Annotated in this window: 24 protein-coding genes and 2 pseudogenes; 12 read left to right on the forward strand and 14 right to left on the reverse strand. The window is 61.0% G+C overall.

Going from position 1 to position 23,785, the window contains the following annotated elements; genetic code table 11:
- Positions 1-545: 545 nt before the first annotated feature.
- Positions 546-814, forward strand: a pseudogene (locus L6639_RS05210) (hypothetical protein).
- A gap of 5 nt (positions 815-819) precedes the next feature.
- On the opposite strand, the gene L6639_RS05215 reads toward L6639_RS05210, so the two are convergent.
- Positions 820-1,650 carry a class I SAM-dependent methyltransferase gene (locus tag L6639_RS05215; RefSeq protein WP_237859493.1) on the reverse strand — a complete coding sequence of 277 codons (831 nt, stop codon included), beginning with the start codon at positions 1,648-1,650 and terminating at the stop codon, positions 820-822.
- 202 nt (positions 1,651-1,852) lie between these two features.
- Positions 1,853-2,488 (reverse strand): class I SAM-dependent methyltransferase, encoded by a 636-nt coding sequence (locus L6639_RS05220; protein ID WP_237859495.1) that lies wholly within the window; start codon positions 2,486-2,488, stop codon positions 1,853-1,855.
- A 469-nt stretch (positions 2,489-2,957) separates the two neighbouring features.
- On the opposite strand from L6639_RS05220, the gene L6639_RS05225 reads away from it, so the two are divergent.
- Positions 2,958-3,767 carry an alpha/beta fold hydrolase gene (locus L6639_RS05225; RefSeq protein ID WP_237859497.1) on the forward strand — a complete coding sequence of 270 codons (810 nt, stop codon included), beginning with the start codon at positions 2,958-2,960 and terminating at the stop codon, positions 3,765-3,767.
- A 432-nt stretch (positions 3,768-4,199) separates the two neighbouring features.
- The gene (locus tag L6639_RS05230; RefSeq protein ID WP_237859499.1) at positions 4,200-4,394 is read left to right on the forward strand and encodes a hypothetical protein; all 195 of its coding nucleotides are present in this window, start codon (positions 4,200-4,202) and stop codon (positions 4,392-4,394) included.
- Here the strand turns inward: L6639_RS05230 and L6639_RS05235 are convergent.
- The gene (locus L6639_RS05235) at positions 4,363-4,806 is read right to left on the reverse strand and encodes a sensor histidine kinase (RefSeq protein WP_237859501.1); all 444 of its coding nucleotides are present in this window, start codon (positions 4,804-4,806) and stop codon (positions 4,363-4,365) included. The two genes, L6639_RS05230 and L6639_RS05235, sit on opposite strands and share 32 nt — an antisense overlap.
- Before the next feature lie 124 nt (positions 4,807-4,930).
- Here L6639_RS05235 and L6639_RS05240 point away from each other — a divergent pair, with 124 nt between their 5' ends.
- Together L6639_RS05240 and L6639_RS05245 are read left to right on the forward strand one after the other, a co-directional pair.
- Positions 4,931-5,296 carry a hypothetical protein gene (locus L6639_RS05240; protein WP_237859503.1) on the forward strand — a complete coding sequence of 122 codons (366 nt, stop codon included), beginning with the start codon at positions 4,931-4,933 and terminating at the stop codon, positions 5,294-5,296.
- Positions 5,297-5,458: 162 nt separating this feature from the next.
- A complete protein-coding gene (locus L6639_RS05245) occupies positions 5,459-5,908 on the forward strand; it encodes a response regulator transcription factor (protein WP_237859504.1) in 450 nt (149 codons plus the stop codon).
- A gap of 139 nt (positions 5,909-6,047) precedes the next feature.
- Here L6639_RS05245 and L6639_RS05250 read toward each other — a convergent pair whose 3' ends face one another.
- The 3 genes from L6639_RS05250 to L6639_RS05260 all read right to left on the reverse strand — a co-directional run bounded on the left by L6639_RS05250 (position 6,048) and on the right by L6639_RS05260 (position 7,739).
- Positions 6,048-6,218 (reverse strand): hypothetical protein, encoded by a 171-nt coding sequence (locus L6639_RS05250; protein WP_237859506.1) that lies wholly within the window; start codon positions 6,216-6,218, stop codon positions 6,048-6,050.
- Positions 6,219-6,284: 66 nt separating this feature from the next.
- On the reverse strand, positions 6,285-6,602 hold the full coding sequence (locus tag L6639_RS05255) for a hypothetical protein (protein ID WP_237859508.1): 318 nt from the start codon (positions 6,600-6,602) through the stop codon (positions 6,285-6,287).
- Between the two features lie 24 nt (positions 6,603-6,626).
- Positions 6,627-7,739, reverse strand: a complete 1,113-nt coding sequence (locus tag L6639_RS05260; protein WP_237859510.1) for a DUF1236 domain-containing protein — start codon at positions 7,737-7,739, stop codon at positions 6,627-6,629.
- Between the two features lie 796 nt (positions 7,740-8,535).
- Here L6639_RS05260 and L6639_RS05265 point away from each other — a divergent pair.
- Positions 8,536-8,763 (forward strand): hypothetical protein, encoded by a 228-nt coding sequence (locus L6639_RS05265; RefSeq protein ID WP_038383553.1) that lies wholly within the window; start codon positions 8,536-8,538, stop codon positions 8,761-8,763.
- Between the two features lie 210 nt (positions 8,764-8,973).
- On the opposite strand, the gene L6639_RS05270 is transcribed toward L6639_RS05265, so the two are convergent.
- From L6639_RS05270 to L6639_RS05290, 5 genes are all read right to left on the reverse strand, one after another.
- Positions 8,974-10,002 carry a glycosyltransferase family 4 protein gene (locus L6639_RS05270; RefSeq protein ID WP_237859513.1) on the reverse strand — a complete coding sequence of 343 codons (1,029 nt, stop codon included), beginning with the start codon at positions 10,000-10,002 and terminating at the stop codon, positions 8,974-8,976.
- A 441-nt stretch (positions 10,003-10,443) separates the two neighbouring features.
- Entirely contained in the window at positions 10,444-10,851 is a 408-nt protein-coding gene (locus L6639_RS05275) for a hypothetical protein (RefSeq protein WP_237859515.1), read from the reverse strand.
- A gap of 16 nt (positions 10,852-10,867) precedes the next feature.
- Positions 10,868-11,068, reverse strand: coding sequence for a hypothetical protein (locus tag L6639_RS05280; RefSeq protein ID WP_237859517.1), 201 nt, complete (start codon positions 11,066-11,068; stop codon positions 10,868-10,870).
- Positions 11,069-11,376: 308 nt separating this feature from the next.
- The gene (locus tag L6639_RS05285) at positions 11,377-11,799 is read right to left on the reverse strand and encodes a hypothetical protein (protein ID WP_237859519.1); all 423 of its coding nucleotides are present in this window, start codon (positions 11,797-11,799) and stop codon (positions 11,377-11,379) included.
- 90 nt (positions 11,800-11,889) lie between these two features.
- Complete coding sequence (locus tag L6639_RS05290) at positions 11,890-12,237, reverse strand: DUF1236 domain-containing protein (protein WP_237859521.1); 348 nt, start codon at positions 12,235-12,237, stop codon at positions 11,890-11,892.
- 209 nt (positions 12,238-12,446) lie between these two features.
- Between L6639_RS05290 and L6639_RS05295 the strand changes: the two genes are divergently transcribed.
- Positions 12,447-13,421 carry an ABC transporter substrate-binding protein gene (locus tag L6639_RS05295; RefSeq protein ID WP_237859523.1) on the forward strand — a complete coding sequence of 325 codons (975 nt, stop codon included), beginning with the start codon at positions 12,447-12,449 and terminating at the stop codon, positions 13,419-13,421.
- A 420-nt stretch (positions 13,422-13,841) separates the two neighbouring features.
- Here L6639_RS05295 and L6639_RS43030 read toward each other — a convergent pair whose 3' ends face one another.
- The gene (locus L6639_RS43030) at positions 13,842-13,967 is read right to left on the reverse strand and encodes a hypothetical protein (RefSeq protein WP_276576225.1); all 126 of its coding nucleotides are present in this window, start codon (positions 13,965-13,967) and stop codon (positions 13,842-13,844) included.
- 123 nt (positions 13,968-14,090) lie between these two features.
- Here L6639_RS43030 and L6639_RS05300 point away from each other — a divergent pair, with 123 nt between their 5' ends.
- Positions 14,091-15,041, forward strand: coding sequence for an ABC transporter substrate-binding protein (locus L6639_RS05300; protein ID WP_237859525.1), 951 nt, complete (start codon positions 14,091-14,093; stop codon positions 15,039-15,041).
- A gap of 81 nt (positions 15,042-15,122) precedes the next feature.
- Here the strand turns inward: L6639_RS05300 and L6639_RS05305 are convergent, their stop codons facing one another.
- Together L6639_RS05305 and L6639_RS05310 are read right to left on the reverse strand one after the other, a co-directional pair.
- The gene (locus L6639_RS05305; RefSeq protein WP_237861322.1) at positions 15,123-15,881 is read right to left on the reverse strand and encodes a glycosyltransferase family protein; all 759 of its coding nucleotides are present in this window, start codon (positions 15,879-15,881) and stop codon (positions 15,123-15,125) included.
- A gap of 113 nt (positions 15,882-15,994) precedes the next feature.
- A pseudogene (locus L6639_RS05310) lies at positions 15,995-16,444 on the reverse strand (ATP-dependent DNA ligase); the annotation flags it as partial.
- 197 nt (positions 16,445-16,641) lie between these two features.
- Here L6639_RS05310 and L6639_RS05315 point away from each other — a divergent pair.
- The 4 genes from L6639_RS05315 (at position 16,642) to L6639_RS05330 (ending at position 23,785) form a co-directional block, all read left to right on the forward strand.
- On the forward strand, positions 16,642-18,051 hold the full coding sequence (locus tag L6639_RS05315; RefSeq protein WP_338076522.1) for an alpha/beta fold hydrolase: 1,410 nt from the start codon (positions 16,642-16,644) through the stop codon (positions 18,049-18,051).
- 562 nt (positions 18,052-18,613) lie between these two features.
- A complete protein-coding gene (locus L6639_RS05320; protein WP_237859526.1) occupies positions 18,614-20,113 on the forward strand; it encodes an MmgE/PrpD family protein in 1,500 nt (499 codons plus the stop codon).
- A gap of 139 nt (positions 20,114-20,252) precedes the next feature.
- The gene (locus L6639_RS05325; RefSeq protein WP_237859528.1) at positions 20,253-23,399 is read left to right on the forward strand and encodes a GAF domain-containing protein; all 3,147 of its coding nucleotides are present in this window, start codon (positions 20,253-20,255) and stop codon (positions 23,397-23,399) included.
- Positions 23,396-23,785, forward strand: coding sequence for a response regulator (locus L6639_RS05330; RefSeq protein WP_237859530.1), 390 nt, complete (start codon positions 23,396-23,398; stop codon positions 23,783-23,785). Before L6639_RS05325 ends, L6639_RS05330 begins: the two co-directional genes overlap by 4 nt.

The raw sequence follows: 23,785 nt of genomic DNA on the forward strand, positions 1-23,785 counted from the left end.
AAGCTCGAAGGGGACAAGCTGAGCCTCAGAACGGCCGAACAAATCAGCGCCGTCTATCCGGGCAAGAAAGTCGTGGGAACACTAGAATGGGAACGCGAGCGCTAAGGCGGACAAGCTCGAAGTTGCGCACCCCTTGGGGTAATGCCTCGTTGAGCGGACCGAGGCCGTCTACCCATAAAACTCGCAGCGTGATTCAACGAAAAGTAAGTCCGCTTTGACCCTACAGCAGAGCGGCAGCGCAATGTGCCACGATGGGCCATGGGATTGCACCGACTCTTCAAGCTACTGCATTACTCGGCCCGCGCGCCGCAGAACTGCAGATGGGATCGTTAGCCCAAGCGCCATGCGCCGCGCATGGTCACGACAAGACTCGGGCAACGCAGGGTCTCGATGGGCAACTCGGTTGCTGCAGCGCCAACGTCCGCGGTGGCCATACGGAACAGGTGGACAAGCTGGAGCTCTGCCGATAGCGAATCCCTGCTCCGTGCTAACCGCTCGGAACGAGCAGGAGGGCGGAAGGATTCCTCCCGGCAGAAGCAATTTCGATGCTGATGACGAAGAAACGACGGCCGGCGATCCGGACGCTGCGCGGGTGGGCGATCAACGTGCTGCAGGAGGCCGGCGCCATCCACGAATGCGAGGAGCACGGCTGGATGCAGGACCGCGCCGATCCCCATGCCCGGAGCGCGCCTTCGATTTGGGCCGCCGCGAACCACCGCCCGGGGTCTCGCCGGCGGACGCCGTCGCGGAGGTACGCGACGTCCTGAATTCGATCGGCGATACCTGCCCGGAGTGTCCGAACGGAGATTGTTGAATCGCTCAGCCCGCAGCCGAAACCGTTCCGACGTAGGCCTCCTGCGGGAAGGAGAATTCGCCGCCTTGTAGCATCGTAGGATCGGACATGCCCTCGACTTGCGATGCGACCTCGTCGATCAGCGCCTGACGTTCGGACGCCGGACGACCACCAAGCAGCGCTGCCATAGGCGTCGCGAGAAGCTGGAAGCGCACGTAGTCGAGAACGGACGGGAAAGCGATCCGCTGGACGACGGTATCGACCTTGACGTTCTCGAACGCTGCGTCACGCAGGAGCTCCTCCAGATCGCGCGCGGCGCCGAACGAATGCTCGCCGCGCTTGATCCTTGAGGCCTCGCTCCCGAAGACGTGATCGAGCGCTTGCACGAAGGCGTGGGCACCGGGAGTCTTTTCGATCGGGCTGTAGACGCTCACCGCTAGGCGCCCGCCCGGCAACAGAACGCGACGCATCTCGCGCAGAGCCTTCTTCTGGTCGGGAAAGAACTGCAGACCCAATTGACAAAGCACGACATCGAAAGCGCCCGCCGCGAACGGCAGATCCAAGGCGCTTCCTTCGATGAATTCAATCGTACCATCGCCGCCGGAAACCGTGCGTGCCACGGCCAGCATCCCTTTGTTCAAATCGAGCCCGGTGACCCGGCCGGGCCCGGTCCGATGGCTCGCGAGGCGGGCGACGATCCCCGTGCCGCAAGCCACGTCGAGGACCTTCTCCTCGGCCCGCACCCCGGCGCGTTCGACGAGATCGGCCGCCCATTTGGCGGTGATCGCGGGCACAAGATAGCGTTCGTAGAGCTCCGGCGCGCTGCCGTCGAGTTGCCAATGGGAAAGACCGGACATCGCATTCCCTCCAGCTTCGGTCCGGCTCGGTATAGCATAAGCGCCCAAGGAGGGCGCAGCCACCCCGACCTGCTACCCAACCGGGAACGAGCAAGTGCGGACGGGGGCGCCCCATTCGCTCCAAGCGCCCGTCCTGTTCGACTTCAGCTTCGCGGGGCTTTTCGGGGAGGCACACATCGACACATGCGAAGTTGCCAGAGGCCTACGGAGTCCACCCCTTGGTGGCGAGCAAGATGCCGTGGTTTCTGCCCTCGTCGTTCAGGCGGTAGATGCGAAGCTCCGACCAATCCACCAGCGCGCGAAGCTCGGCAAGAGACGCGGGATTTACCTTTTCGTAGACCTGCGTCGCGAACAGAAGCGGCTGACCCGAGAATGTGCGCCCGATGCGGCTGACGACCTCGCCTATTGGGGGCGTCGTCCGTCGCAGATCCAACCCGACACGCTCATCCAGCGCGGTGCCCCAGGGCGGCGCGACAAAAACGACGACGCCACGATCCGCCGGGATCTTGCTGTTCTCCAGCAGCGTCTGGTAATCGCCCTGCACCAACTCGATCTTCCGGTCGAGAACCGCGATGTTGCGATTGCTCAGCGCATAGACGAGAGGATCTAGCTCGAAGGCAATGCCTTCGGCTTGGATGAGATGCCTGAGGATCCAATAGAGTGTGTTGCAAGACCCTGCGAACGGGTCGATGACGGTGAAGCTAGAGGTCAAGGGCATCTTCGCGGCAAGAGATGCGGCATCGCTGCCGATGAGATCCGCGAGCGCGTCGCGCGTGCACTCCACCGCTGTTCGGCCGAGCAATCGAATGCCGCGACCGTACCATTGCGCGGGCGGCATCCCATAGATCTTGACGTAATCGGCGTGCCGAAGCTGTCGCCGCCATATCGTCGGACCTCCTCCAAGGTCAGTACCTCGTTACGTTTCGCGCCATGCAGAAGCAGCGCGCGGTCATAGGCGACATCCTCACCATTCCCCTCGCGTCCATCCATTTCCGCCACCCTTTCGTGCCATCGTCCTTCGGAGCAGAATATCGCCAGCATTATCCTATTGCTGCCAATTTTTGGTGATGCGAGGCGTCCGGCGCAAGCCAACTGAGAGGTGATTGCACACGACTGCGAGGTCATTCGCATAGATCTGGCCCGATCTGGGCACGTTCGGTTCGACCTCAACTGCCGACCTGCCGAGCGCGACCATGGTCTTCGCCTCAGGGCCTAAGCGCACCTTGGTTGTATCCGACGTTCATGTATACTCGTGGCCGTATTCAGACTGATGGTCGGAGTTTCCTTGAATCAAAGGAGCTTTTGTCATGACGAAAAGTGATATTACCCGCCGCCACATACTTTGCAGTGCCACGACCGCTGGTTTCGTGGCTGCAGCGCCCACCGTTAGGGTGCATGCGCAATCGGCACGAAGGACCTTCGTCTTTATTAGCGGAGCTTTTTGTGGAGGTTGGATATGGCGCCGTGTCACCGACCGGCTCGAACATGAGGGGCACAAAGTCTTCGCTCCGTCACTCACGGGTTTGGCCGATCGCTCGCATTTACTGAGCAGGGACATCAATCTGGACACCCACATCGCCGACGTCGTCAACCTGATCAGATGGGAGAGTCTTGAGAACGTCTGCCTCGTGGCGTGGTCCTTTGCCGGCTATGTAGGCTCGGGTGCACTTGAAAGCATCGGCGATCGCGTCTCATCGGTTGTATGGCTTGATGCCTTCATTCCCGCCGACGGACAAAGAGGGGCGGACACTGCGGCCGAGGTGGTTCGCAAAGGCATCCAAGCGGCCATCGACAAGGGCGAGGCGGGCGTCCGCGGATCGGCGCATTATCCGGCCAGTGTTGTTGCCGAACGCGATCGGGCATTCGCCGAGTCTAAGGTTACTCCACATCCAGTCGGCACCTATCTCCAGCCGATCAAGGTGTCCGGGGCGCTCCAAAAGGTGGCGAAGAAGACATACATCCGCCTCCCAAAATTTCCACAGCCGCCCTTTGATAAGGCACTAGCAGACTGCAAGAGCGACAAGTCTTGGACCACATTCGAACTGCCGGACGTCGGGCACATGGTTATGCTCGATGCACCAGACCGTTTGAGCGAGTTGATACTGCAAGCCGCGTGAGATCGGCCTCCCCATAGCGTAAGGTGCAGAGATCACCCGAAGTGCGCTATGTCCGCGATCCAGGGTCAAGCGCGTCAGTTTGGTCGTCCGCCGGTCACTTCGGTCCCACCCGATAGGCGGACATAATCAGAGCCGGTCGGCATGCCTCAAACGGGCCAGCACCGGATAGGCTGGCGAGGAGCCTGCCGTCCGAGGGTACGTAAGTTTTGATCGCTCAAGCTATCCTGATCATTGTCGAAGCCCGACTTGCCATTCATGGGAGGCATGAGCTACGTGAGGAGCTACCCGATCGTGTCGCCCCTTTGTCGGCATTCGCGATCGGCATCGCGATATGGGTCATCATGGGGCAACCGGCCGCAGACCATCCAAAGAAGCCCGTATCTCGTTTTGCACAGAATCGCTGAGACGCTTCTCTCCGAACGGGAGAAAGCCATGCAGGACCAAACCAACCAATTCCAGGATCTGGATCGAGTCCTTTACGACGCCCAGCATCGTCGAACCGTGGATCTTCTCGACTGGCTGAAGCAATTTACCCGCGACCGCCGGCAGACAAGAACAGCCAGCTGGATCGTGCGTGGGCGCCGACGAACCGCAGCTATCGCGGGTGCGCTCGCACTCGAACCCTGAGGCCAGGATCCAGCCGTTCGTAAGAAGTTTCGCCTTCGAGCTGTTGCGCCAGCAGCTGAACGATCCGCGACCCCAATCCCTCCGGCGCCGCCCCCTCACTGAGACCCACGCCATTGTCGGACACCGAGAGCTCGATGCCGCTTGCGCTCGAAAACGCGACCGCGATGTGACCAGGCCTGTCGCTAGGAAATGCGTATTTCAGCGAGTTCGTCACCAGTTCGTTCGTGATCATGCCGATTGCGAGTGCATGGTTGCTGGCGAGGTCGATGTCCTCGCAGACCACCTGAAACGCGATCGGTCCGGAAGGCGCCAAGGACTGAAAGACCTTCTCGACCACGTCGTTCAGGAAATAGCGCATGTTCACGGAGCGCGAGTCCCGCTTCGGCGATAGATGGTCGTAGACCTCCGCCATCACCTGCAGCCGGCGCGCGGTAGCCTCGAGCGCAGTCGCGACCTCCGGACCTCCATGCCCGCGCCTCCAGCCTGATCATGCCGCCGAGGATCGTCAGATTGTTCTTGGTCCGGTGAGCCGTCTCTTGCAGCAGCAAGGCCTTCGTCTTGTCTGCCATGACGACCCGGCGCAGTTCGGCACGCTGGAATTCGGCGATGGCGGCCGTCCCGGCGGCGGTGATCGCAAAGAGCGCATTCGTCGCGAAATAGTCGATACACATGCTGCCGGCATAGCTAACGTAGGCGCCGACGGCGAAGGCGATGATGGCCGCGAATATTCCAGAGCCGCGGTCGAAGATCAGGCCCGAGAGAAACACGCCCGGGAGCAGCAGAAGATAGCCCGGCGAGCCCGTCTGCATCTGCAGTGCCATCTGCAAGACGGCGCAGGCGAGCATGATGCTCGCGGAGATGGCGTACCGGGCGAAGGTCGGAAGTTGGTGCTCCAGAACTAGCGGGGAGAGCCTGTTCATGAATTGAAAACTACCTGCCGCGGACAGCTGTTCCTTGGCGGGATCCAATTCTAGAAGGCCGTGCTCGTCCGCAAGAGCCATTGACGCCGGGAACGACCGAGCCGCTGCGCCGTTCGATGCGAGACCCATATTCAAGAGCCGGCAGTGAGCATACTCCTTGTAGAAGACGACCCTCTGATCCGCGAGTTCGTCGTCGAGGCGCTTCGCGAGGCGGGCTATCACGTGATCCACGCGAGCACCGGCGAAGAGGCGCTGGCATGGTGCAACCGCCGCGTCGCGGATGTCCTGGTGACTGATGTCAGGTTGCCCGGGCAAGTCGATGGATGGCAGATCGCGGAACGCTATCGGGAGCAGTCTCCCAATTTGCCGGTCATCTACGCGACTGGCTTCTCACCCGTCCCGCCACGTCCCGTCCCCGGCAGCCGCATTGTTCAGAAACCCTTTCGGCCAGAAGAGATAATTCGAATAGTAGAGGAGCTCGACCAGACGAAAGGACGCCCTCGGCTTAGCGTTTTACCGGGTGCCGTGCTTTCACCGATTCAACAGGGGCGATGCGCGCAGATCAAACTTTCCTGCGCAGGAACGAAGGCGTAAGTGCCAAGTTTTCCCAATGCCCCTGCCCCAGGGGCGAACCCCGTACTGGCCCCAGCTCACACCCCCCTAGCCCCCAGAGCTGGGGCCTTTATCCTCGGTAGATCCTAGGGAAGAGAGGAGGGAAATCGCTCGCGGAGCGCTATTCGTCGGTCGCGGCAGCAGCGGAGTCCGGGCTGCCCAGCAACTTCAGCGCCGTTTCGATCTTCGCAAGCAACGCCTGGATTTCGGCGCGCTCGTTCGGGCCCGGATCATTGTCGAGGCGCGCGAGCAGCTGCTCCTTCTGATTCAGGAGCTTCGCAACAGCAGACAATCTCTCTCTCCGCGAAAGCGAGCATGACGTCGAAGGGGCCGCTCGGAGAGCGGCCCCTTCTGGGAGTTACCAGCTTCGGGTGCCGAAGCTGAAACCGATGCTCGGCCCGCCGCCGTAGTAGCCGTAGCCGCGGTCGTAGTAGCCGGGCCCGCCGTAGTACCCATAGCTGCGACGCACGACGTAAGCGTCGTCGTCGCCGTAGTAGCGCTGGACATAGCGGGGGCCGCGGGTCCGATAGCAGCGGCCGTACTCGTCGCAGACGAGGCGGACCTGCTCGACGCCGCCAAGCTCGGCGGACGCGACTGCCGCAGGGGCGAGCGGGGCGGCATTCGCGGACGCCGCCATCAGGGTCGCCGTAAGCGCTCCCAGCACAATGGTCTTCATGGATCTTCTCCTTTAGTTGCGAGATCAATCGATCTCTTCGATGACGCGACGTTCACGGGGTTCGACGATGTAGGTGCGGCTGTCCCGGTTGATGTACCGGTACTCGCGAAGGGTCGGAGCATCCCGATAGACCTCCTCCGGGAAGGCCTCGATCTCCACGCCCTCCGGCACGCGCTCCCCGGTCCGGATCTCGGTCCGGACCGTGCTGCCGGTGGTCACCTGCTTCTCCCGTTCGACCGGGCGCGCCTTAGCGTGCTTGCGGATCACCTCGCGGTCGCGATCGCTGAAGGTGACCTTGCGCTGCTCCGTGCGCGCCGGGGCCGAGGCCGTCGAGCGGCTGGAGTACGGCAGGACCGTCACGATCTTGTAGGTCGACGGCTCCACGATAACGATCTCGTCCTTCACCAGGACGAAGTCGTAACCGCGGTATTGCGGCACGATCTCGACGACCTCGGCCGGCAGCGGCTGCAAGCGGACGTCGCGCGGTACGACCGTGCCCACCGACAGCGAAAAGTTCACGTTGGTCAGGGGGTGCACATTCAGGTGCGAAATCGACGTGCTGATCCGCGTCCGCTGCTGATCATTGATGTTCACCGACGCATTCACGTTGGTGCTCGACGAGCGATCGGCCGTGTTCTGCTGGCTGTTTGGCTGCTGAGCCGTATTGGTACCCGTCGGCGACTGCGCCTGGTTGGTGCCCGAGGCGGACGGATTGGCGCTCTGAGTCTGGGTGTTGGTATTCGAAGGGGAATTGCTCTGCGCCTGGTTGGAAGGCGTCGTGGTCCGATTAGACGGTTGATTGGTTTGGGCCTGGTTGGTCGAGTTGTTCGAGGCAGGCGCTTGCGTGGTGTTGGTGCCCGTACCCGAATTGGACGACTGGCCTGCAGCGGTCTGACCACCCGACGACGGAGACTGCGTCTGGGCCGAATTCGTCGAAGGATTGGACTGCGCGGATCCCGAAGACGGGTTAGATGCCGGCGTCGATGCGGAAGAGGACGGCAAGGTCGTCGACGTGGAATCCTGCTGCCGCTGCGTGGCAGACGGGCTGGAACTCGACGTGCTCGGGGAAGATTGAGCGAACGCCGAAGTCGCGATGGCGAGGGCAGCGGTCGTTGCCAGGAATAAACGCTTGTTCATCGGAAAACTCCCAAATGTGGACGTCGATCAACCCTCGACGCGGCGGGTCGTTCCTTTCGGGAAAAACCGGCAAAAGCTGTCGGATCGAGACGATTTATTCGGCAGCCAAGCCAGAGAATTGCTGCTTCTGCGAATGACGCGACCAGCGCGGTGTGGACCATGCAGAACGTCGCTAAAAAATGTCAGCAGCCCCGCAAGCAGGCGGGCGAAAGAATTGGGGACACGGCCCGGCTTCGAACCGGGATAGAAATAAGTCTTCCTAGTTCTGCGTTAGATTCTGCTTCCGCTGCCGGGCCGAAGGGACCATCGGCCCCTCCGCGCTCGCACGCCGGCGTCTCCAGATCTTTTCGGCACTGCAGCGGACTGCGTATCATTTCGTACTTTCCGGACCTAGGTGATCTGTTACACTTCGAGGACAAGAGGGTGGGGACGGCCAATGAAGCAGTTAAAGGATTCCTTGGACCAGCTCGACAATCCGAGCTGCCCCAACTGTCGCATAGCCATGAAGTGGTTTCGATCCGAACTCGTGCGGGACAATCCCAGGACGACGATCGCCCATCTCTTCGTCTGCCCGAACTGCAAGCGCGCCCAACGGCAGGACACGAATTTGACCCCAGTCAGCGCGCCGCCCGACAAGCAACCTGGCCCGCGCTTTCGAATAATCGATGGTGAAAAGTAGAAAGCCCGTCGTCCGTCGGTCTGAGAGAAATCCATCGGTTGGCCGCCGGGAATAAGTGGAACTTCGATCGAGCCCCCCTCGTTAGCAGACTACTTACGGCTGTTTGAGGAGGACACCATGAAGAAGCTCATCGTATGCGGCGCTCTTGCCGCCTTCGCACTCGGCACCCAGGCCGCGAGCGCCGCCGAGTTCTACATCGTTCGCGACGCGACCACCAAGAAGTGCACCGTTGTCGATACCAAGCCGACGACCACCACCACGACGGTTGTGGGCGACGGCGTCTACAAGACCAAGACGGAAGCCGAGTCCGCCGTGAAGACCACCAAGGTCTGCACTGAGCAGTAGCCGCTCGGAGGCTCTAGCCGACAAGCTACTGGAGGCGAAAATGCCCATCCTGATTTTGTGGGCCGTTCCCGCCGTTCTCCTTGTCGGCGACGTCAGCTATTTCCTGGTTGACATGCACTGAGCGAATCGATTTTTACGAACGGCCCGTCCGGCACGCCGAGCGGGCCGCTTTCGTCTTAGCCGTCCCACGAGCAAGTTCTTCGACCGTCGTCACTTACGAGCGACCAGTTCGCGATACAGGTCTTCATACTCCCTCGCCATCCGGCTCGCGACGAAGCGCTCCTCGAATCGGGCGCGGACCTTTCTTCGGTCCAAACAGACGACCTTCTCGATCGCTTCGATCGCCTGCTCCTCGCCGTCCACGATGAAGCCAGTGACGCCGTCCTCCACGACCTCCGGCACCGATCCGGAGCGGTAGGCGATCACGGGCGTCCCGCATGCCATCGCCTCGATCATCACCAGGCCGAAGGGCTCGGGCCAATCGATCGGAAAGAGCAACGCGGCGGCGCCCGCGAGAAACGGTTGTTTGCGGACTTCGTCAACCTCGCCGACCAGCTGGATGCTCTCGCCGTCGATCTCAGGCTCGAGCTTCTTCTTGAAGTAGGCCGTCTCCGCGCGAGGAATCTTGGCCGCGATCCGGAGCGGCATTCGGACGGCGCGGGCGATGCGCATCGCAGCTTCCGGCCCTTTCTCCGCCGTCAGCCGCCCGAGAAAGGCCAGGTACGACCCGGCTTCGTAGGAGGGGCGAAACAGGTCCTGGGGCAATCCGTGCTGAATCGTCGCGATCCAGTTGGCACCCTGAAGCGGACGGCGCTGGTTGTCGGAAATGGAGACGAAAGGGGCGTCGGCGAACGTCCCGATCACGTCGGACAAGCCAGGAAGGTCGAGCCGGCCGTGCATCGTCGTCAGAAACGACACGCCGGTCCGACACAGCACCGGCAGCGGCAGCCAGTCTACGTGGGAATGAATGACGTCGAATTCGCGTGCGCGCTCGGCGATGGCCTCAATCAGGAGCGCGCAGGCTGCGTTCGGATCGACGCCCCTCCCTCCCAGGCGCAGCGCGCGCGGCCATACGGCATGTAGATTGGCTTTGGTCGTCGAGTCTCCGCTTGCGAACAGGGTTACCTCGTGCCCGAGGCCAACCAGTTCGTCGACCAGCCAGGCGATCACGCGCTCCGTCCCGCCGTAAAGCTTGGGAGGAACGCTCTCGGCCAAGGGGGCAAGCTGGGCGATGCGCATCGTTCAATCACCAAAAACGACCCGCAAGCCGATCACGACGACCGCGGAGATGAGAAACGAGATCGCGAGCAGCGTCAAAAAGGGCCTCGTGCTTCCGCGAGCTACGCGCGAAACGAGCATTTTGATGCTCGTCAACATTCGTCTGGCGGGAGTCGGTGCAGATAGGCAATCCCGAAGCCGGCGAGTTCTTGGGTATCGCTCTCTCGCTCCTCCCCTCTTTTCTGCAGGTGGCGATCGAGGAGACAGCGCCGACTGTCGTGCGGGCCAACGTCAGGGCGCCGCGCGCGATAAACTGTCCAGGCGGTCTCCGTGGCATTCTTCAAGACGACATCGTCGACCATCTTTGAGCTTCCCGCGACCGATCCGATCGCTGGCAACTCAACACGGTCGGCAAAGTTTCCGGTTTTTCCCGATCGACCGAGTGAGTCGGAGAAAGCGCACTCAGCACGCTTTGGCGCGGGCTCGCTCGCGTGCCGCGCGGCGGCGCTGCAGGCGCTGGCTTCTGCCAGAGCGCCTGGCGGCAAGAAGCGACGACGGCGCGAGGGCTGAAGTCGAAGGCTCAGCTGCGGATGCAGCGCTCTCCGACCCCATTTCGGCAGGTCTTGCTTCCATCAATTCGAGCGCGTCACGGCCCTTCTCGGTGATGCGCCATCCGCCGTTCAGGCGCTCGATCAATCCTTTCGAGAAGATGTCGAGGTCGGGCATGCGAGCGGCGAGGCGCTTGGTCCGCTCGGCCCAGTCGCGTCCGCTCGTCGCCAGAATCGCCATATCTCGCTTGAGATCTGCCATGACGGCAAACCCGTCGGGATAGCTCACCAGGATCTTGAGCACAGTGACCTGGAAGTTCACCCCCGCCCTCCTCCACCTACCGCCACATCGTCGGAACTTCTTGAAGGGCTTCGCGTCCAACCTGCTTCAGCCTCTCAGGCGAGGTGTGCCCGTTTGTAGCCGCTTCCAGAATTTTTGAGGCCACGTGGGTGCGTGCTCCCGTATCATAGCGCGAGACGTCTTCGCAGACCTCGTCGAAAACGGCGCGCAAGAGCGCGGTCGTGGTCGTATCGAACATGGGAACCCCCAACGCGAGAAAAGTGAGCTTACTGCGGAACGCTTCGCGGCGAATTCGACGATGTTACCGTCACTCCATAGGCGAGCGAAATTTCTCGAACTTCCGCGGCGCAGCATGAACTGAACCCAACCTGAGGCTTCGTGTGTGGTCCACGCTCGATGCTTCGGAGTGAAGCAGCCCTGGCGCCGGAGTATCCATCACCCACTCGCTGCCGGGGCCCGGCACTGCCGGTACTAGTGAGAGTCGTCGATCCGCATGCAGCAAGGCCGGGCCATGGAAAGCGCGGCCTTTCCTTCAGCATACTCCCGTCACCACAATCCGCCGGCAAACGGATCGGCCCGCTCGAAGGCGAGACGCCGGTCTGGTGTACTTTTCTGCAGCTTTGCCGAGCGCTTCGAATGCGGGCGAGCCGCTGCGGTCGCGCGCACAGGCGTCTCCTTCTTCGCCTCAGCGGCCGGAGCTACAGGCATTGCGGCCATGGCTTCGCGCACTTGTTGCCGGGATTCTTCAGGGAGCGGATCGGCCTGCGCAATTGTCGGCAAGTCGGCACGCGGCCGCGTGTCGAACACGATCTTCTTCGGAAGGCTCCTCGCTGAGGCGATCCGGATGATGGTCCTGTCCGGCTCGGATGGGCCGGCCTGCTCGACCGGCGCTGGCAGATACCGGTCGGCAGCGAAGAGCAGGACCAGCAGCAGGGCGCCGACGAAGACGAAATAACGAATGATCGGCATGGACGGCCGCTGGCAAACGATGAAACCGGGTATCGGCGGAGGGCCGGATGGGGTGGCGGGCCGCTGCTTTCAGCGACCCGCCAGGAAGGCTTAGTCGATCTCCTGGACAACCGTGCGGGTCGACGGATCGACCAGCATCACGCGTTCGCCCGAGTAGACATAGCGATACTTGGTGAGGGACGGACCCCAATCGGCAGGCACCGCCTCGAGCTCAACTTCGCGCGGCACCGGCTGACCGACGACGATCTTCTCGCGGCTCTCCACAGGACGAATCTTGTGCTCAGTGACGTAGGTGCGGATCTTGGTGCGGTATTCCGGCTCGATCTGCACGGCGGCTGCATGGCCGGCACCGGTGGTGGTCGTGAGGACAGTGGACTGCGCCATGGCGCCCGTCGAGATCAGCGCGGCGGTCGCGCACGTCAGCATCAGCTTCTTCATCGAAATCTCCTGTCCGCAGCATGCGGCCTGCGAGAACCCGCGGATGATGGCAAGGTTCCGCAGCTGCGGCGGGATAATTGCCGACTTTTCCCGGCGACAGCCAAAGCCGAGTCGGCCTAATCTCGGCGCATAATCCCGAAGATGGACCCCTCCAGCACCAGCCGATATGGACCGATGCTGGACTTGGTGCAGCAGCGGTGGAGAGATCAGTGAAACGTCGCACCTTCATCGCGTCCGCGGCGGCCTCGGCGATCCTGGCCCGAAGGCAAGTGCGTGCGGCCTCCAAGGTCTTTCGGATAGGCTGGCTCACGGCCCAGCGGGAGGCCAGCCTGACTCCCTTCCTGGCAGCTTTCCGGGAGGGACTTGCCGAACTCGGCTATCGAGACGGGGAGAATCTGAAGATCGAATATCGGTACGGCGATGACGACCCATCACACGTCGGACCGCTGGCCGCCGAGCTTACCCGTCTTCCCGTCGATCTGCTGGTGGTCCAAGGGGCCGCCGTCCCGATCGTGTTCGGCTTGAAACTCTCCACGCCATCCATCTACGCCTTCAGCGGAGATCCGGTCGTCGCGGGCCTCGCCGACAGTCTCTCGCATCCGCGCGGCAGCATGACCGGCCTGACCTTCATGGCGGCCGAACTGAACTCCAAACGTCTCGAGATGCTGCGGGATATCCTGCCCGAACTGAAGCGCGTCGCCATCGTCGCAAATCCCGAACATCCGGGGTCCCAAATCGAGCGCGCCTATTCCGAAGAGGCCGCAAAGAAACTCGGTCTCGCGCTGGAATTTTACGGGACGGGCACGGAGAGCCAGCTCGCAGGAGCGTTAGCGACCATGGATAAAGATCCTCCGCAGGCTATATCGCTCTTCTCCGACGGCTTCGCCATTCAGTACCGTCAACGGATCATCGATTTCGGACTAGAGCGCCGCGCGCCCCTCATCTCGGGCTGGCAGGTGTTCGCGAAGAGCGGTGCCATCTGCACGTATGGACCCAAGCTCTCCGAAAGCTATCGTAGATTGGCGTACTACGTTGACCGGGTACTCAAGGGGACGCCGACGACGCAGTTGCCGATCGAGCGGCCGACCAAATTCGAGACCGTGGTCAACGTACGGTCGGCAAAAAGGCTCGGATTGACCGTTCCGGATTCCATGCTCGCCTCCGCCGACGAGCTGATCGAATGAGCGCATCGTCGCGCCCACCCGCTTCCCACCTTCCCTGCAAAGTTCGATTCGAAAAGGTAGGGCGGACGAGACGCGGTAATTGCAAATCGCTGGCGCAGTGGCGGAGGGGCCGTGGGCACCCGCCGGAGTACCGGCGGATGCCATCAGCCGACCTCAATGGTGGTGCCGCCGGTTGCCGCGACCGATGTACCAACCGTAGTGGTGCCCGCGGTTGCCGTGCCAACCGCGGTGACCTCCTCCGTGACCATGACCATGCCCGCCCTTCACCTGGATCATGCTGTCGTCCTGCGTCGCTATGGGTGCCATGCCCAATCTTGCCGAAGCGACATGCGCGCCGCCGAACATCGCTACAGTCAATACTGCCATCGTCCATCCGAGCTTCTTCACCGACAATCCTCCCGCGCGAGATTGCGCCCGGCATCAAGCCGACCGTGACAGGATTTGTTCCCAGCGCTTGGTGGCCACCCAAGCCCGATCACCGCCGCCAGTGTCGGTCTGCTGTGCTTCGGCGCTCTGGAACAGTGACAACACCTTGCAGTCGATCACGCGGCTTCGCTCCCGTCGCGCGAGTTATTTCGCGGTGGTCGCTGTCGCCGGTCTCGCTGGCATCCGAAATCTCTGCGCGCGACATGCAGAATGTGCAGTTTAACTCGAAGAACGGAGGGAACAGTGCGAAGGCGCGATTTCATCCAAGGGCTTGCGATCGCAGCCGGCATGCCGGCGGTCGCGCGTGCACAGCAGGGTCAACCCGTCGTCGGATTCCTCAGCACTCGCTCGCCGGAGGAAGCCAAAACGCACACGAATGCGTTTCGGCGGGGGCTCGAAGAGATGGGGTACCTCGAGGGCCGCAACGTCGTCGTCGAGTATCGCTGGGCGAAGGGCGATTACGGCCTGTTGTCCGCGCTCGCCGCCGATCTCCGCGATCGGCGGCCTTCGTTGGTGGTGGCGGCCGGCGACCCCGCGGCGAAGGCCGCGAAGGCGGCGAACTTCCCGGTCCCGATGGTCTTCGTGGTCGGCGAAGATCCCGTGCAAGCCGGCCTCGTGACGAGCATGAACCGCCCCGGAATGGCGACCGGCGTCAACTTCTTTACCGGCGATTTGGGAGGAAAGCGACTTGCGCTCCTCTGCTCGATGGTCCCTACGGCCCGTATGCTCGGACTACTTGTGAACCCGCGCTTCGGCGCCGAGGCGGCCGAAGAACACAAGCGATCCATCGCAGCCGCCGCCCGCACACTTGGACGCGAGCTCCGGGTTCAGCAAGCGAGCACCGATGCCGAAATCGACTCCAGTTTTGCGGAGCTGGTCAATGCAGGGATCTCGGGTCTCATCGTGCAGAATGATCCGTTCTTCGACAGCCGGCGCAAGCAAATCTTGGCTCTCTCGTCTCGGGACCGTCTGCCGGGCATCTTCCATATTCGGGAATTCCCGGCTGGAGGCGGTCTCATGAGCTATGGCGCCAGCCTCTCCGACACGTATCGCCAGTTGGGCGCGTACGCCGGCAAGATCCTTAGAGGCGCGAAACCCGACGAGCTTCCGGTTTCGCGCCCGACGAAGTTCGAATTGGTCATCAACACAAAAACGGCCAAACACTCGGTCTCGCCGTACCTCCATCCATTTTGATCGAAGCGGACGAACTGATCGAATAATCGCCTCTGTGAGCCGATCCTCTCGCTGCTTCGAACCGGTCCCCAGGCCAACCCCTCATCGCTTCTGCAACACCGTCGAGAGCGCCGAGCCGTCGTTCAAGATCGAGAAGACCTCCCGCGAAGACAGGTGCGCGGCGGTCTCCTCGAACGTCTCGCTCGCATCCGCCCTGGCACGGCCGACCGCCAGATGTACGTCGACGGTGCCGGGCCGGACAAAGCGAGGAGGCGGCAGCTGGGCGAGGTGGAAGGCCAGCAGCTCGGGGTCTTCGCGCAGCGCCACCAGAGCGGGTTTGATGCCGACCTCCGCCGCAGCGCTCAATTCGTTGGCCCGGCGCAGGACCGAAGGCGGCTCTCGGTCTTCAGGGGTGGCGAACAGTTTGCCGGGCGCGGGCCCGGCCGTCAGCGCGCCGATCGGGACAGCGAACAGCAGCCCCACGATCACCGGCGCCATCCAGAGCAGAAGTGGTAACGAAACGGCGTAGGCGCTTCCGGCCATCGCGACCCCGCACAAGGTCGGAGCGCCGTACTTCCGATAGAGCTCGCGGCGCTCCACCGTGCCGTCGTCGCGTCTTTGCGTCTGCCAGCCCGCATCGCGGCCGACCAGAATCTCGACGACCGCGATCGACTGAAAGATCATCATCACCGGCGCCATCAACGCCGAGACGATGATCTCTGCGAAAACGCCGGCCAAGGCTCGCAATGCCCCGCCGAATTGGCGTCGCTCCGAGCGGCGTACCCAGACGAGCAGCAGGCTGAGCAGCTTCGGCAACAGCAGCAGTCCCATCGTGGCGACGAACACCCAAATGGCGAGCACGGGATCCTGGGCTGGCCAGGTCGGGAACAGCGAGAAGCCCTTGGGAGCGGCCGTGGAGTAACTTCGCGTTCAAACAAACCGGGCGCTTGTTGCCGATGCAGGTAGCAATTTGGGACGAGCGGCTTGAGCCTCTCCTGCAGGTCGGCGGCCGAGGCTTTGTCGAGGCCGTGATCGACCTTGCCGGCGTAGACCAAGTCGCCGCCCTTGCGCCGGCCGAGATAGATGCCGTCCCACTTGCCTTCATCGAAGGCGAAGCCCGCGATGGTCAGCGTCTCCCGCTGCGCGCAGGCTGGTCGACTTGCCCTTGAGTTCGTTCTTCAGCACCGATAAGTCGGTGCTGCCGTCGGCGGCCGGCACCACGACCTCGCCGTCGATGATCGCCGAGCCGGTTTTGCTGTGCCAGGCGTCGTGGGCGACCTTTTTGAATCGGTGGGTCCAGTCATGCCCCCAGCGGGTGAAGATCGTGACCGCTTCGTTGGCCAGGTGGACCTGGACGCGGTAGCCGTCGAACTTGATCTCGTGAATCGCGCGCCGGACGGCACCTTCTCGGTTGAGGATGCCAGGGCCGGTTCGACGAAGGAGGCTCGACCTTCGTTAGCCCGTCCCTTGCCAAGGGAAACCGGACGCTACCGAACAACGTGATGCTCGACGCAATTAACGGCCAAGCGGATAGGCCCGCCGGCCGGCGGCTAATGAGGGTTTTTACTAGCGCCGTTTTACTGCATGTGATTTGCTTGGGTGAGGTGACGGAGGACACTTCGTGGTTTACGCCCGCGTCGAGCGCCGGCTGGCGGCAATTTTGGCGGCTGACGTAGCCGGCTATTCACGACTTATGGGCGATGACGAAGAAGGCACTCTTGCCGAATTGAAGGCGCACCGTAGGGAGCTGGTCGATCACAAGCTCAAGTCCCATCGCGGGCGTCTTATCAAAACGACCGGTGACGGAATGCTCGTGGAGTTTTCGAGCGCCGTGGAAGCGGTGAAGTGTGCAGTCGAAGTTCAGCGCGGGATGGTCACGAGGAACGCGAGCATCCCTCCCGATCGACGTATTGAATTCCGCGTGGGCATTAATGTCGGGGACATCATCGAAGATGAGGGCGATATCTTCGGAGACGGCGTCAACGTCGCCGCGCGGCTCGAAGGCATGGCTATCCGCGGCGGTATCTGCATTTCCCGGCAGGTCCTCGATCAGATCGATGGCAAGCTGAAGCTTCCCTTTCGTGAACTAGGCCGGCAGAACCTCAAGAACATCGCCCGACCAATCGAAGTCTATGCCATCGATCTGGGCAAGGACGGATCGCCCGCAGCGCGTGTCCTGTCGGCCGCTAATCTCAAACAGGACATCCGTTATTGCAGGGCCACGGACGGCGTGCGGTTGGCCTATGCGACGGTCGGAAGTGGGCCAGGCTTATTGAGATCGGCGCATTGGCTTGGCCACCTTGAATATGACTGGGACCTTCCACTCCATCGTGATTTTCTGCTCGGACTTGCCTCGTCATTCACCCTCGTCCGGTACGATGCTCGCGGGAACGGCCTCTCGGACTGGGACGTCGGCGAGCTCTCGCTGGACGCCTGGGTCAAGGACATGGAAAGCGTGGCCGACGCGGCCGGCCTCGACAGGTTTCCCCTTCTCGGATTCTCGCAGGGCTGCGCAGTTTCGATTGCGTTTGCGGTCCGGCATCCGGAGCGCGTGTCGCACCTGATCCTGTATGGCGGGTTTGCTGTCGGCGCCAACAAAAATCCCAATCTTTCGACCGCCGACCGGGAGCGGTTTGCGGCAATGAAAACACTGATGAAGCTGGGTTGGGGCGCAGATGAGCCAACCTTCCGGCAGCTCTTTACATCCTCGATGTTACCAAGCGCCACAAAGGAGCAGGTCGACGCCTTCAATGAACTCCAACGTCTCAGCGCCTCGGCGGAGTCTGCGGTACGTTACCTCGAAACAGTAGCCAATTTCGACGTCCGACCCCTTCTCAAGCAAATTAAGGCCCCTACACTCGTGATGCATGTTCGAGACGACCGCAGGGTTCCAATCTCTTTGGGCCGAGATATGGCCGCGGAAATTCCCGGCGCCAGATTTGTCGCGCTGCCTGGTCAAAATCATATGCTGCTATCGCAGGATCCTGGCGCACCGATTTTCCAGGAGGAAGTGCGCAATTTTCTACTCTAGCTTGCTGCCGGCTCGGTACCGCAGCAACTCGGCAGTTTGTTGGCGTACAGATCGGGCTATTCGGGTCACCCGTGTTCGCACGCTCTCCGAAGACTGACCTCCATCTTCCTCGTACTCTCCCAGAATCGGCTGAAACTTGCTAATAGGATTACGTCCTAGCCTTGCTTCCTACTACTTCGTAGTTCCTTTTCTGAGCGGGCCAATTCTTCGTCCCGGCCCGCAGAACGTCGGACGCGCCTCGCGCAGGACGGTCAAGGCCGGCGGTTGCCCTTAGCTCGCGGCTGGCTTCGGCGTTGCCAGGCCCGCGCGTTGACCGCGCCGAGCAGGACGCGAGGATCAAGCGGGTCGGACGCTTGCATCGTGAATCGGGGCCTTGTCTTACTGCCGCCATCGATCCAACATGGGAATATATAGCTTTTCAAAGCCATTCCACTTTCTCAACCTAGACCGCAGGGGAGGTGCATTGCCAGCATAGGACTTTTTTGTATCGTCCGATTCTCCGCAAAAAAATCGGCATATTCTGCTCGTCGCAATAGCCTGCAATTTCATAATGGAGGCATTTATGAAGCGCCGTGATTTCCTGAAGCGAACGACAATTGCCGTTTCGGCAAGTCTCGTTGGCAGCATTTGGCCAGATCGTTATCGTTTGATCGGATCGGCTCTTGGCGACGGAAACAGTGGTGATCAGAAAGCGCCTCTCGAACAGAAATTTGCAGAGTTTGCACTTGCTGTCCGATATGAAGATCTTCCGGCAAACGTTGTCGCCTCGGCCAAGCGCGTCCTTCTCGATACGCTCGGCTGTGCGTTTGGGTCGGTCGGCTCGGAGCCCGCAAATATAGCCGAGACAACGATCCGAAAGACTTTCGGCGAGGGCAATACGGCAACCGTGATCGGTTATCCGCGATCCGCGACTGTAGAAGGTGCTCTGTTTGTAAACGGTGTCCTCGTCCGCTCTCTTGACATGAATGACACCTACATCGGCACCGAGCCGCTTCATCCAAGTGAGGTGATTCCGACGGCCCTTGCGCTCTGCGAAGACCAGGGGCGAAGTGGTCGCGACCTGATCGAAGCGATAGTCGTTGGTTATGAGGCCAGCACACGCGTCAATGATGCTATCTCGTTTCTTGAGCGGGGCTTCCATCCATTATGCGCAGCCGCTTACGGCGTTCCTCTAATCGCGGGCAAGGTTTGGGGACTACCGAAGGAAGCGCTCGCAAACGCAGTCGGGATATCTGGCGCTCGCGGATTCACGAGTTTTGTCGTCAATAGCGGCGCGATCAGCATGATGAAGGCGATGGGCCTGGCGGCAACTGCGATTGACGGCGTATTCGCGACACGGCTTGCCGCACAGGGCTTTACTGGCCCATCCGGCACCCTGGAATGGTTTGCGTCAAAGATGAAACCTGCCAAGGAAGGCTTTGCCGTCGATCTCGAAGTCGCGCGATACCGGTTGCCCCGCGTGGCATTCAAACGCTTCCCCGTTCAGATTGAGTTGCAGGCTGTGGCGGAGGCGGGCGCGATACTTTCCGCTAAGATTAAAGGTCGAACCCAAGACATACGAACCATCACTGTTGAGACCTATCCCGGAATCATCGAGCGCGTTGCAGATCCTGCGAAATTCCGGCCGCAGACCAAGGGTACCGCTGATCACAGTCTTCCCGTGTGCCTCGCGATGGCTCTTCTCGACGGTGATGTGACAGTCCCGCAATTCGAGAAAGACCGCTGGCGAGGGCAGGACGTGGTGGCGCTGGTGGAGAAGACTTCAGTTAAGCCTGGAGAATCACTCATTGCAAAACTGCCAAAGGGCCGGGGCGCAAGCGTCGAGATTGTTCTGGCAGATGGTCAGACTTGGCGCGAGACAGTGGAAATTCCCGAAGGGGATGCGCTACGCCCACTCTCGCGAGCCTCACTCGAAAGGAAGTTCATGAACTTTGCCGTGCCAGTCGTCGGCAAAGCCGTTGGACAGCACGTCATGTCACTTGTCGACGGTATCGAAGACCTAAAGAACGTTCAGGAGTTGACCCTGCAGTTGAAAGGAATGGGAAAGCAAAATCCGTCGTGATTCTGAAGGGCACAATCGGTTTTCGAATTTGGCTAGGAACCGAGTGGGTAGGATTTGCAGGATTGCGTCCACGACTTACGGCAGGCTGGCCTGGCCCGAAGCGGCTACGACAACTTACCAGGGGGCACCGAGTAAGAGGATGAAGCGACGCTTAAGCGCGGACTGCAAATCCGGTAAACCGGCGAGCGACAGCGCGACAAATTCCAAGACGAAGCGCGGTGATCGTCTAGCAACGATGGCTCAGCAACGACGCTTGCTGCGCGAGCGCGATGAGGCGCTTGAACGAGAGAAAGCTACCGCCGAAGTCCTGCAGGTCATCAATTCATCGGCTGGCGATCTAGAGCCGGTATTCAACGCGATGGTCGAAAACGCACTTCGGCTCTGTCAAGCCGAGTTCGGCAATTTGTTTCTCTATGACGGCAAAGAGTTTGCTACGGCTGCGCTGCACGGCGCTCCGCCGGCCTATGCTGAGGCGCGACGCCATGGCGGGGTAGTCCGTCACCCCCATCCGGATGTTCCCTTAAATCGCGTCATTCGGACGAAAGAGATTGTTCACATCGGTGACGTCAGAAATGAACAAAGCTACATCGATCGCGACCCACGATTCTCCGAGCTTGTCGACATCGCCGGTGCGCGCACTCTTCTCCTTGTACCAATGCTCAAGGATGACAAACTGATCGGTGCCTTTGCCATCTATCGCCGGGAGGTTCGGCCCTTCGGCAGCAAGCAGATCGAATTGGTCCGGAATTTTGCGGCTCAAGCCGTCATTGCGATCGAGAACGCAAGGCTGCTGAAGGAATTGCGCCAACGCACGAGCGATCTCAGCGAAGCGCTGCGATATCAGACAGGCAGCGCCGACATCCTCCGCGTCATTGCCTCTTCCCCGACCGACGTCGGGCCGGTGCTCAGCGCGATTGTCGAAAGTGCTTGTGCGCTCTGTGGGGCCTATGACGCCGTGATCGTGCTGAAAGACGCAGGCGAACTGTGCCTTGGTGCCCACTATGGCCCGATTTCCATGAGTCAGCAGCGCTGGTCCAACGATCGGGCCTCGATCTCGGGGTGCGCCATGGCCGACAGGCGTTCGGTGCATGTGCACGACGTGCTTTCCGATGAAGGCACGGACTTTGCGATTGCACGAGAAATGTCACGTGTCGATGGCTGCCACACACTGCTTGGTGCGCCGCTGTTACGTGATGGCGAGAGCATCGGCGCGATCGTGCTTCGTCGGGCGGAGGTCAATCCCTTCAGCGACAAGCAGATCGTCTTACTACAAACCTTCGCCGATCAGGCGGTAATTGCCATTGGTAACGTCCGGTTATTCGAGGAGGTTCGAGCGAGAACCCAAGAGTTGACCGAATCTCTGGAGCAGCAGACCGCGACATCGGAAGTGTTGGGGGTTATCAGTCGATCGGCCGGAGATCTAGCCCCGGTGTTCGACACTATGCTGAGCAAGGCCATGCAACTATGCGGGGCCAGTTTTGGCGTGCTCAACACCTACGATGGCGTGCGATTCCATACAGCAGCGACCTACGGTCTGCCCACCGCTTACGATGAGTTCCGGCGCAAACAACCCCTCAATTATGGTCCCGCCACCGCGCCCGCGCGACTATTGAAAGGTGAAGCGTTCGTCGAAATTGCCGATCTGCTCGAGTCTGACGCGTATCGCAGCGGAGACTCCAACCGCCGGGCACTGGTCGATCTTGGCGGCGCTCGCTGCCTGCTGGCAGTGCCGTTGGTCAGGGACGAGCGGGTGGTCGGCAACGTCATGATCTTTCGGCAGGAGAACCGACGTTTTTCCAAGAAGCAGATCGCGCTCCTGCAGCAATTTGCTGCCCAGGCAGTCATCGCGATCGAGAACACCCGGTTGCTCAGGGAATTGCGCGAGCGAACCGAAGATTTGAGCGAATCGCTCCAACAACAGACGGCGACCGCGGATGTGCTCAAGGTGATCAGTCGCTCGGCTTTCGATCTTCAGTCCGTGCTCGATACGCTAGTTGAATCGGCGGCACGGCTATGCGAGGCGGATATGGCGGCGATTACCCGCAAAACCGGCGATGTCTATTTCCGGGCGGGCTCCTTCGGTTTCCCAACGGAATTTACCGAATATGTAAGGGATATCCCCGTCCGGCCGGACAAGCGCACTATCACGGGCCGCACCCTGCTCGGTGACAAGGTGGTCCATGTCACCGACGTGCTCGAAGACTCAGACTATTGCTTTGAAGGCCAGGAACTGAGCGGTAATCCGCGCAGTTTTCTTGGTGTGCCCTTGCTGCGCGAAGGCAGCCCGGTCGGCGCCATTGTTCTCGCCCGTCGTGAAGTGCGGCCCTTCAACCAAAAGCAGATTGAACTCGTTGCGAGCTTCGCCGACCAGGCAGTCATCGCGATCGAGAATGTGCGACTTTTCGAGGAAGTGCAGTCCCGCACCCTGGAACTAGCCGCCTCACTCTACGATCTCCGCGCCGCGCAAGACCGGCTGATCCAAACCGAAAAGCTCGCCTCCCTCGGCCAGCTTACCGCCGGCATTGCGCACGAGATCAAGAACCCGCTCAATTTCGTCAACAACTTCGCCGAGCTATCGTCGGACCTGACCAACGAGCTCAACGATATTCTGAAGTCCGCCAGTCTCGCCAATAATGTCCGCGATGAGGTCGACGAAGTGACAGCCCTTTTGAAGGACAATCTCCAGAAGATCGTCCAGCACGGCAGACGCGCCGATTCCATTGTCAAGAACATGCTGTTGCATTCGCGCGAAGGCAGCGGCGAACACCGGCAGACCGACGTAAACACCCTCGTCGAAGAGAGCCTCAGTTTGGCGTACCACGGCGCGCGCGCCGAAAAGCCGCAGTTCAACCTCGTGCTGCAGCGCGACTTCGATCCGAGAGCCGGTCTGGTCGAGCTGTTCCCCCAGGAAATAACCCGCGTACTGCTCAACTTGATTGCCAACGCCTTCTATGCAGTGGAGCAGCGTAAAGCCGACAACGGCTGTGGCGAATTCGATCCGACCATCCTCGCCAGCACGCGCGACGCTGGCGATTACGTCGAGATCCGGATCCGCGACAACGGCATTGGTATCCTCCCCGAGGTGAAGGACAAAATGTTCAACCCGTTTTTCACCACAAAGCCGGCAGGGGAAGGTACAGGGCTTGGTCTGTCCATAAGCCACGACATCGTCGTGAAACAGCACGGCGGAATAATCCACGTCGTGAGTGAGCCCGGTGCGTTCACCGAAATCACTATTAGACTTCCACGAAAGGGTTCAGCACAGTCGTCCGAGGATACGAGGTGAGCATCTACATCATTGTGGTCGACGATGAGCCGGATGTCGAAAGCATGTTTCGCCAGCATTTTCGGCGGGATCTGCGATCGGGTCGATTCGTGATGGAGTTTGCTTTGTCCGCGCCAGCCGCCCTAGAGCGGGTGAAGATGATCCCAGACCATTCACTGATCCTGATCCTATCAGACATCAATATGCCTGGCATGACCGGGCTTGAGATGCTTCCGAAAATGAAGGCGGAACGTCCCAGCGTGCCTATCATCATGATCACTGCCTACGGCGACGACGCGACCAGAATACGAGCGACTGAGCTTGGAGCAGCCGGGGTGATCCCGAAGCCCATCGACTTCAGCCTGCTGCACTTGGAAATCGAGCGTCGCTTAGAATGCCGGACTTAG

The organism is Bradyrhizobium zhengyangense, from assembly GCF_022012555.1.
GTDB lineage: Bacteria > Pseudomonadota > Alphaproteobacteria > Rhizobiales > Xanthobacteraceae > Bradyrhizobium > Bradyrhizobium zhengyangense.